At 70.8% G+C, this 7,355-nt stretch carries 6 protein-coding genes; 1 reads left to right on the top strand and 5 read right to left on the bottom strand.

Features of this window, described 5'->3' with window-relative positions:
- From ACVNF4_RS29600 to leuS, 5 genes are all read right to left on the bottom strand, one after another.
- Positions 1-236, bottom strand: a 236-nt coding sequence (locus ACVNF4_RS29600) for a hypothetical protein (protein ID WP_461805954.1), incomplete at its 3' end; no start/stop codon positions are given.
- Positions 233-1,183, bottom strand: a complete 951-nt coding sequence (locus tag ACVNF4_RS29605; RefSeq protein ID WP_461805955.1) for a helix-hairpin-helix domain-containing protein — start codon at positions 1,181-1,183, stop codon at positions 233-235. The genes ACVNF4_RS29605 and ACVNF4_RS29600, both read right to left, overlap by 4 nt.
- Positions 1,184-1,290: 107 nt before the next feature.
- Complete coding sequence (locus tag ACVNF4_RS29610; RefSeq protein WP_461805956.1) at positions 1,291-2,136, bottom strand: DegV family protein; 846 nt, start codon at positions 2,134-2,136, stop codon at positions 1,291-1,293.
- Between the two features lie 168 nt (positions 2,137-2,304).
- Positions 2,305-2,982 carry a hypothetical protein gene (locus ACVNF4_RS29615; protein ID WP_461805957.1) on the bottom strand — a complete coding sequence of 226 codons (678 nt, stop codon included), beginning with the start codon at positions 2,980-2,982 and terminating at the stop codon, positions 2,305-2,307.
- Positions 2,983-3,227: 245 nt separating this feature from the next.
- A complete protein-coding gene (gene leuS / locus ACVNF4_RS29620; protein WP_461805958.1) occupies positions 3,228-6,149 on the bottom strand; it encodes a leucine--tRNA ligase in 2,922 nt (973 codons plus the stop codon).
- A 434-nt stretch (positions 6,150-6,583) separates the two neighbouring features.
- On the opposite strand from leuS, the gene ACVNF4_RS29625 reads away from it, so the two are divergent.
- Positions 6,584-7,355 (top strand): cytochrome b/b6 domain-containing protein (locus ACVNF4_RS29625; protein WP_461805959.1); only part of this gene is annotated, 772 nt, incomplete at its 3' end.

Consider the following 7,355-nt stretch of genomic DNA (forward strand, 5'->3'; position numbering starts at 1 on the left):
GCCCCGTGCACCCCGCCGACCAGCGCCGCAGCCGCCGCGCACAGCAGCACCCCGGCCCCGGTCACCCTCGTCCACCCGGACCGCCGTCCCACGAGCAGCCCCACCGCCACCACCGCACACCCGACGGCGACGGCCAGCACCACCCCCGGTGAACCGTCCAACGCCCAAGCCGCCGTCCCCCAGGCCGCCAGCGCCGGCGGCACCAGCCGCAGATCCGCCTCCCCCTCGCGCTTCATGGCCGCACGAGCTCCCGCAGCTCCGTGAACCGGCGCTCCCCGATCCCGTTCACCTGCCGCAGCTCCTCCACCGACCGGAACCCGCCGTGCTGCGTCCGGTAGTCCAGGATGTGCTGCGCCAGCACCGGCCCCACCCCGGGCAACCCGTCGAGCTGCTCCAGCGTCGCGGTCCCGAGCGAGACCGGCATCCCCGCCTCGGCGACCCCGCCACCCGGCACGGCAGGCGCGACGGCGGCTCCAGGCACCCCCACCGCCACCTGCTCCCCGTCCACCAGGAACCGCGCCTGGTTCAACCCCGCCGTATCGGCCCCCGGCCGCACCCCGCCGGCCGCCCGCAGCGCGTCCACCACCCGCGACCCCGCCGGCAGCCGATGCACCCCGGGACTCCGCACCTTCCCACTGACGTCCACCACGATCTCCGCCGCCGGCGAAGGAGCACCGGCCACCGCAGCTCCCTTACGCGCAAGCCCAGTTCCACCAGCCCCCGGCGATCCGCCCCCGGCCCCCTCCGCAGCGGCCCCCGCTTCCACCACCCCCGCCCGCACCACCTCCGGCGCCGAAACACTCTGCGTCCGCCCCGCCCAGAAATGCTGCCCGGCGAACACGGCGGCCACCACCAGCACCACCGTCAGCGCGACGACACTCCGCCGCTCCATCCCACACCGGGCCTGCACCCACACCGGCATCCGCTCCCACACCGCGGCCCCCACCCGAGCCCGCCGCTCCCCCACCCCCTCATCGACAACCTCTCCGACCGCCAACTCCCCTCCCCCAGAGGCCCGTTCCCCGAACAACACCTCCACCCTGCGCCGAGTCTCCGCCACCGACTCCCGACGCCGCCGCCCGCCCCCTCGACGCCGGACGCGGCTGTCGGAGCCGACGGCCCGGCCGGGGCCACTCGTCGCGCTCGCCGTCCGTGCGGTCCGTGTACGTGATCGAAGTTCCATGCTCCGAGCATCGGGCAATCCATCCCACCACGGAGCTGCCGCCTGGAATCTGTGGATAACTCCCCACCTGTGGACAACCCGGTCACTCACACGAGTGACACACCCCCCTATCGAGGCGAAACCACGACCCCCAGCAACCCAGGCCCCGTATGCGCCCCGATCACCGCCCCCACCTCACTCACATGCAGCTCCACAAGCCCCCCCACCCGCTCCCGCAACCGCTCCGCCAACGCCTCCGCCCGCTCGGGCGCCGCGAGATGGTGCACCGCCAGATCCACCGGCGCCGTCCCCGCCCGCTCCACCGCCAGTTCCTCCAGCCGCGCGATCGCCTTCGACGCCGTCCGCACCTTCTCCAGCAGATCGATCCGCCCCTCGTCGAGCTGGAGGAGCGGTTTCACGGCGAGGGCGGAGCCGAGGAGTGCCTGGGCGGCTCCGATCCGGCCGCCCCGGCGGAGGTAGTCGAGGGTGTCGACGTAGAAGTAGGCGGAGGTGCCGGAGGCCCGTTTCTCCGCGGCGGCGACCGCCTCGTCGGCCGTGCCGCCGGCCTGGGCCGTCTCGGCGGCGGCCAGCGCGCAGAAGCCGAGGGCCATCGCGACCATGCCGGTGTCGACGACCCGCACGGGCACGGGCGCGCGGCGCGCGGCGACGACCGCCGCGTCGTACGTGCCGGAGAGTTCGGCGGAGAGGTGCAGGGAGACGATGCCGGTGGCGCCCGACTCGGCGACCTTGCGATAGGTCTCGGCGAACACCTCGGTGCCGGGGCGCGAGGTCGTCACGGGGCGGCGCTTCTGGAGGGCCTGCGCCAGGGATCTCGTCGAGATCTCGGTGCCCTCCTCCAGGGCCTGGTCCCCCAGAACGACCGTCAGCGGCACCGCCGTGATGTCGTGACGCTCCATCGCCCGCTGCGGCAGGTAGGCCGTTGAATCTGTGACGATCGCGACATGGCGGGACATGAACTGGAGGTTACCTGGCGTATCGGGTGACCGTCAGCCCAGCCCCTCGCCCCGAGGGAGCCTTGACCGAATCAAGGCGCACGCCGCCCGGAGCCGGGGCCGATCACACCATACGGAACCGACGGCACCCCGCGAAACCCGGCCGGGAGCCACACCGCACCCCCGCGCTCAGGTCGTACTCTCCGGCCTGGTCCTCTTCTCCCACGGGTACGCCGGACGCTTCGGCTGCGGGCTGATCGCCGGCCGCTGCGGCTGCTCCGACGGGGTGGACGGGGCTGACTGGCCCGCCCCCGGAATGTCGTCCGTCGTCCAGTGGCGCAGCGCCCCCGTCTCCACGTCGATCTGCGCGTTGAGGGAGTCCAGGTCGTCCTCCGCGAAGCGGGTCGCGCGGTCGCGGGCGGCCCAGCGCAGGGAGTCGGCCGAGGCCGTGATCCGCTCGGTGCGCTCACGGAGCTCGGGGAGCCGCTGGGCCAGAGTCGTACGGTCGGGATCGGACTCCAGGCGCTTCAGCTCGTCGTCCAGCTGATGCCCGTGATCACTGAGCCGCTGGAAAAGCCCGAGGGACTCGCGCAGCGACTCGTCCTCCCGCACACCCGCGTACAGCGCGTCCTGCGTGGCCCTCATCGACGTCCGCAGTTTCAGCCGAAGCTGCGCGATCTCCCCCGCGGGCCCCAACCGCCCCAGCGACTTGGCCCGCAACGTGTGATCCTCGACGGTCCGCCGAGCCTGCCCGATGGTCCGGTCCACACTCCTCTTCGCCGCCCCGACCACCTTCACCGTCCCGTACACCCCCAGCACGAACAGCGCCAGGAGAATCAGCGCAACCACGGCGACCGCGACGTCCACAGCACTCCTCCGTCCCCAACCCGACGCACCTCGCGCCGCCTTTCCACGATAAACGCCCCCCACGACCCCGAAGTTCCAGAACAACCCTGACCTTCCCCTCACTGATCCCGTAGGGGACACCCCCTGAACCCCCTGAACCGGCACCCACCCACCACTCCCCCCAACGCAGAACGCGCCCCACCCCGGCCCAGCCGGAACAGAGCGCGCCCGCGCACCACACAGCACCTCACCCGGTGCCCAACACCTCACACCACGATGTTCACCAGCTTCGGCGCCCGAACGATCACCTTCCGCACCACAGCCCCGTCCAACGCCTTGACGACGGTCTCGTCCCCCAGCGCCACCTTCTCCAGCTCCTCCTCGGAGATGGCCGGCGACACCTCCAGTCGAGCCTTGACCTTCCCCTTGATCTGGACGACACAGGTGACGGCCTCGTCGACGACGTACGCGGGATCGGCGACCGGCAGGTCCTCGTGGACGACGGACGACGTCCGCCCCAGCTTCCGCCACAGCTCCTCGGCGACGTGCGGAGCCAGCGGAGCGATCAGCAGGACCAGCGCCTCGGCGACGGACCGCGAGACGGGCCCGCCCACCTTGGTCAGGTGGTTGTTCAGCTCGGTGATCTTGGCGATGGCCGTGTTGAACCGCAGCCCCTCCAGATCCCCGCGCACCCCGTCGATCGCCTTGTGCAGCGCCCGCAGGGTCGCCTCGTCGGGAGCGTCGTCGGTGACGGTGACCTCACCGGTCGTCTCGTCGACGACGTTGCGCCACAGCCGTTGCAGCAGCCGGAACTGTCCGACGACCGCGCGGGTGTCCCACGGCCGGGAGACGTCCAGCGGCCCCATCGCCATCTCGTACAGCCGCAGCGTGTCCGCGCCGTACTCCGCGCAGATCTCGTCCGGAGTGACCGCGTTCTTCAGGGACTTGCCCATCTTGCCCAGCAGCCGGGAGACCTTCTCGCCCTGGTACCAGTACCCGCCGTCCCGCTCCTCGACCTCGGCGGCCGGCACCGGGAACCCGCGCGCGTCACGGTAGACGTACGCCTGGATCATGCCCTGGTTGAACAGCTTGTGGAACGGCTCGACGGACGAGACGTGACCCAGGTCGAACAGCACCTTGGACCAGAACCGCGCGTACAGCAGGTGCAGCACGGCGTGCTCGGCGCCGCCGACGTACAGGTCGACACCGCCGTGCGGCTGCCCCGCGCGCGGGCCCATCCAGTACTGCTCGATCTCCGGGTCGACCAGCTCCGAGGAGTTGTGCGGGTCCAGGTACCGCAGCTCGTACCAGCAGGAACCGGCCCAGTTGGGCATGGTGTTGGTCTCGCGCCGGTACTTCTTCGGCCCGTCGCCCAGGTCCAGCGTGACGTCCACCCAGTCCTGCTTGCGCGACAGCGGCGGCTCGGGCTTGGTGTCGGCGTCCTCGGGCTCGAACGTGCGCGGCGAGTAGTCGTCGATCTCCGGCAGCTCCAGCGGCAGCATCGACTCGGGCAGCGCGTGCGCGACGCCGTCCTCGTCGTAGACGATCGGGAAGGGCTCGCCCCAGTACCGCTGACGGCTGAACAGCCAGTCGCGCAGCCGGAAGTTGACGGTGCCCCGGCCGATCCCCCTGCGCTCCAGCCACTCGGTGACGCGCGCCTTGGCCTCGGCGACCGGCAGGCCGTCCAGGGAGATCTCGTCGTTCGCGGAGTTGATGATCTTCGCGTCGTACGACCCGAAGGCGTCCTCCCAGTCGGCGGTGTCGGTGCCGCGCCCGTCGGTCGGCTCGACGATGCAGACGATCGGCAGCTCGAAGGCGCGCGCGAACTCGAAGTCGCGCTGGTCGCCGGCGGGGACGGCCATGATGGCGCCGGTGCCGTAGCCCATCAGGACGTAGTCGGCGATGAAGACGGGGACCCGCTCGCCGTTGACCGGGTTGACCGCGTACGCGCCGGTGAAGACGCCGGTCTTCTCCTTGGCCTCGGCCTGCCGCTCGACGTCGGACTTGGCGCCCGCCTGCGCGCGGTAGGCGGCGACGGCGTCGACGGGGGTGGCGTGTCCGCCGGTCCACACGTCGTGCGTGCCCTCGGGCCAGACGGCGGCGGTGATCTTCTCGACCAGGGGGTGTTCGGGGGCCAGGACCATGTAAGTCGCGCCGAACAGGGTGTCGGGACGGGTGGTGAATACGGTAATACGATCTTCAGCCCCGCTCGCCGCAGCCGCAGCCCCGCCGACCCCGGCACCCGCACCCGCACCGGTGCTCACCGGGAAGTCGACCCGGGCACCCTCACTCCGCCCGATCCAGTTGCGCTGCTGCAACTTGATCGCCTCAGGCCAGTCCAGCGCGTCTAGGTCGTCCAGCAGCCGATCGGCGTACGCGGTGATCCGCATGTTCCACTGCCGCAGCTTGGTCTTGAAGACCGGGAAGTTCCCGCGCTCGGACCGCCCGTCGGCGGTGACCTCCTCGTTGGCCAGCACGGTCCCCAGCCCGGGGCACCAGTTGACCGGCGCCTCGGAGGCGTACGCCAGCCGGTACTCGCCCAGCAGCTCGGCCCGCTCGACGGCGCTCAGCGCCTCCCAGGTCCCTCCGCCGGGCACCCCCCGCTCACCGGACTCGAACTGCGCGACCAGTTCGGCGATGGGCCGGGCCTTGCGCGCCTCGTCGTCGTACCAGGAGTTGAAGATCTGGACGAAGATCCACTGCGTCCACTTGTAGTACTCGGGGTCGATCGTGGCGAACGAGCGGCGCTTGTCGTGCCCCAGGCCCAGGCGGCGCAGCTGGGCCTTCATGTTCTCCATGTTGGCCTCGGTGGACACGCGCGGGTGCGTGCCGGTCTGCACGGCGTACTGCTCGGCGGGCAGGCCGAAGGCGTCGAAGCCCAGGGTGTGCAGGACGTTGTGGCCGGTCATCCGCTGGAAGCGGGCGTAGACGTCGGTGGCGATGTACCCCAGGGGGTGGCCGACGTGCAGTCCCGCACCGGAGGGGTACGGGAACATGTCCATGATGAACTTCTTGGGGCGGGCGACCAGCGCGGGGTCACCGGCCAGGTCGCCCTTGGGGTTGGGGGCGGAGTAGGTGCCCTCGGCGTCCCAGACGTCCTGCCAGCGTGCCTCGATGTCGGCCGCCATGGCGGCCGTGTAGCGGTGCGGCGCAACCGTCTCGGTGGCTGCGGGGTTCGTCTCGCTCATGGTCCTCAAAGCTCCATCGATCGTCATCTGCCTGGCGGGCCCGGCGGCTGTGGCCGACCCGGGAAACGAAAAATCCCCTCGCACAGGAGGGGACGCCGCGCCGACTCCGACCGTTCGCCGGCTCTCACCGGTGGTCGGGACTGGTCAGCGCGGCCCGCTAAGCAGAAGGCGTACGGCACGCATGTCGTCAGGGTACCGCAGCGTTTGAGCAAGCTGCGACGGAGTTGCGTATAGCTGTACGACACCGCGAGCACGGGAGCGAAAACTGACTACCGTTCAAAAATTATCCGACACAACGCCCCCTATAGGGACATCGCCTCGGCCGCCTGTCTCTTAGGTAACAGCCCAATAACTCAAACTCGTACCCATCGGTATGGCGCCCACTTAGAGTTCGGCAGCGGGACCGCTTTCCCGAACTGCTCGGAGTTGCCCCCATGAACCTTCGTAGTAACACCTCGCTCCCCCAGCCGGGCCGGTCCGCCTACGGGATCGCGACGGCTGCCGTCCTCGTCCTCATACCCGTGGTGGTCGTCCTCGGAGGCAACTGGCTCCAGGACTTCCTGAACTTCGGTGCGGGCGTGCTCTCCCTGGTGAGCCTCACCTGCTCGGTGATCTGGGGACTCGTCGCCCAGGACCGGCTCATCCTCAACACGCGTCAGCGGATCGTGGCGCAGGGCATCCACCGGGTGACCGCCGTCGGCTCGATCGCGTTCCTGCTCGTCCACATCAGCATCAAGATCGCGCTGGAGCACACCGTCCTGATCGGTGCGCTGATCCCCTTCAGCCTCGGCTTCACCGGCATCGGCGGACTGATCGGCCTCGGCTCGACGGCCGCGCTGCTCATGATCTTCGTCGGTGTGACGGGGGCGCTGCGCAACCAGTTCGCCGCGCCCGCGGCGACTGCGGCGCGCTGGCGGCTGATGCACATGATGGCCTACCCGGCGCTGTGCGCGGCCCTGATCCACGGGCTGTTCGCGGGCCGCGCGGCCAAGCCGTTCTTCATGGTGAGCTACCAGCTCTGCCTGGTCGGCGTCATCGCGGCCCTCGCGCTGCGCGCCGCCCCCCGCTCGTTCAAGCGCAAGGTCGCCGACCGGCTCGGCATCCTGATCGGCGGCGAAGGCGGTATGCGCGACGAACTGGAGCAGAGCCGCGCGCGGGTCTCCGAGTCCGGCCCGCAGGAGCGCCCCGCGCGCGCCGAGCGCGAGA

The sequence above is a fragment of the Streptomyces sp. S6 genome (assembly GCF_054880855.1).

Excerpts from the sequence above, each read along its gene's own strand:
- leuS (WP_461805958.1), bottom strand. The coding sequence starts at position 6,149 with ATGAGCGAGACGAACCCCGCAGCCACCGAGACGGTTGCGCCGCACCGC.
- ACVNF4_RS29610 (WP_461805956.1), bottom strand. The coding sequence starts at position 2,136 with ATGTCCCGCCATGTCGCGATCGTCACAGATTCAACGGCCTACCTGCCG.
- ACVNF4_RS29605 (WP_461805955.1), bottom strand. The coding sequence starts at position 1,183 with ATGGAACTTCGATCACGTACACGGACCGCACGGACGGCGAGCGCGACG.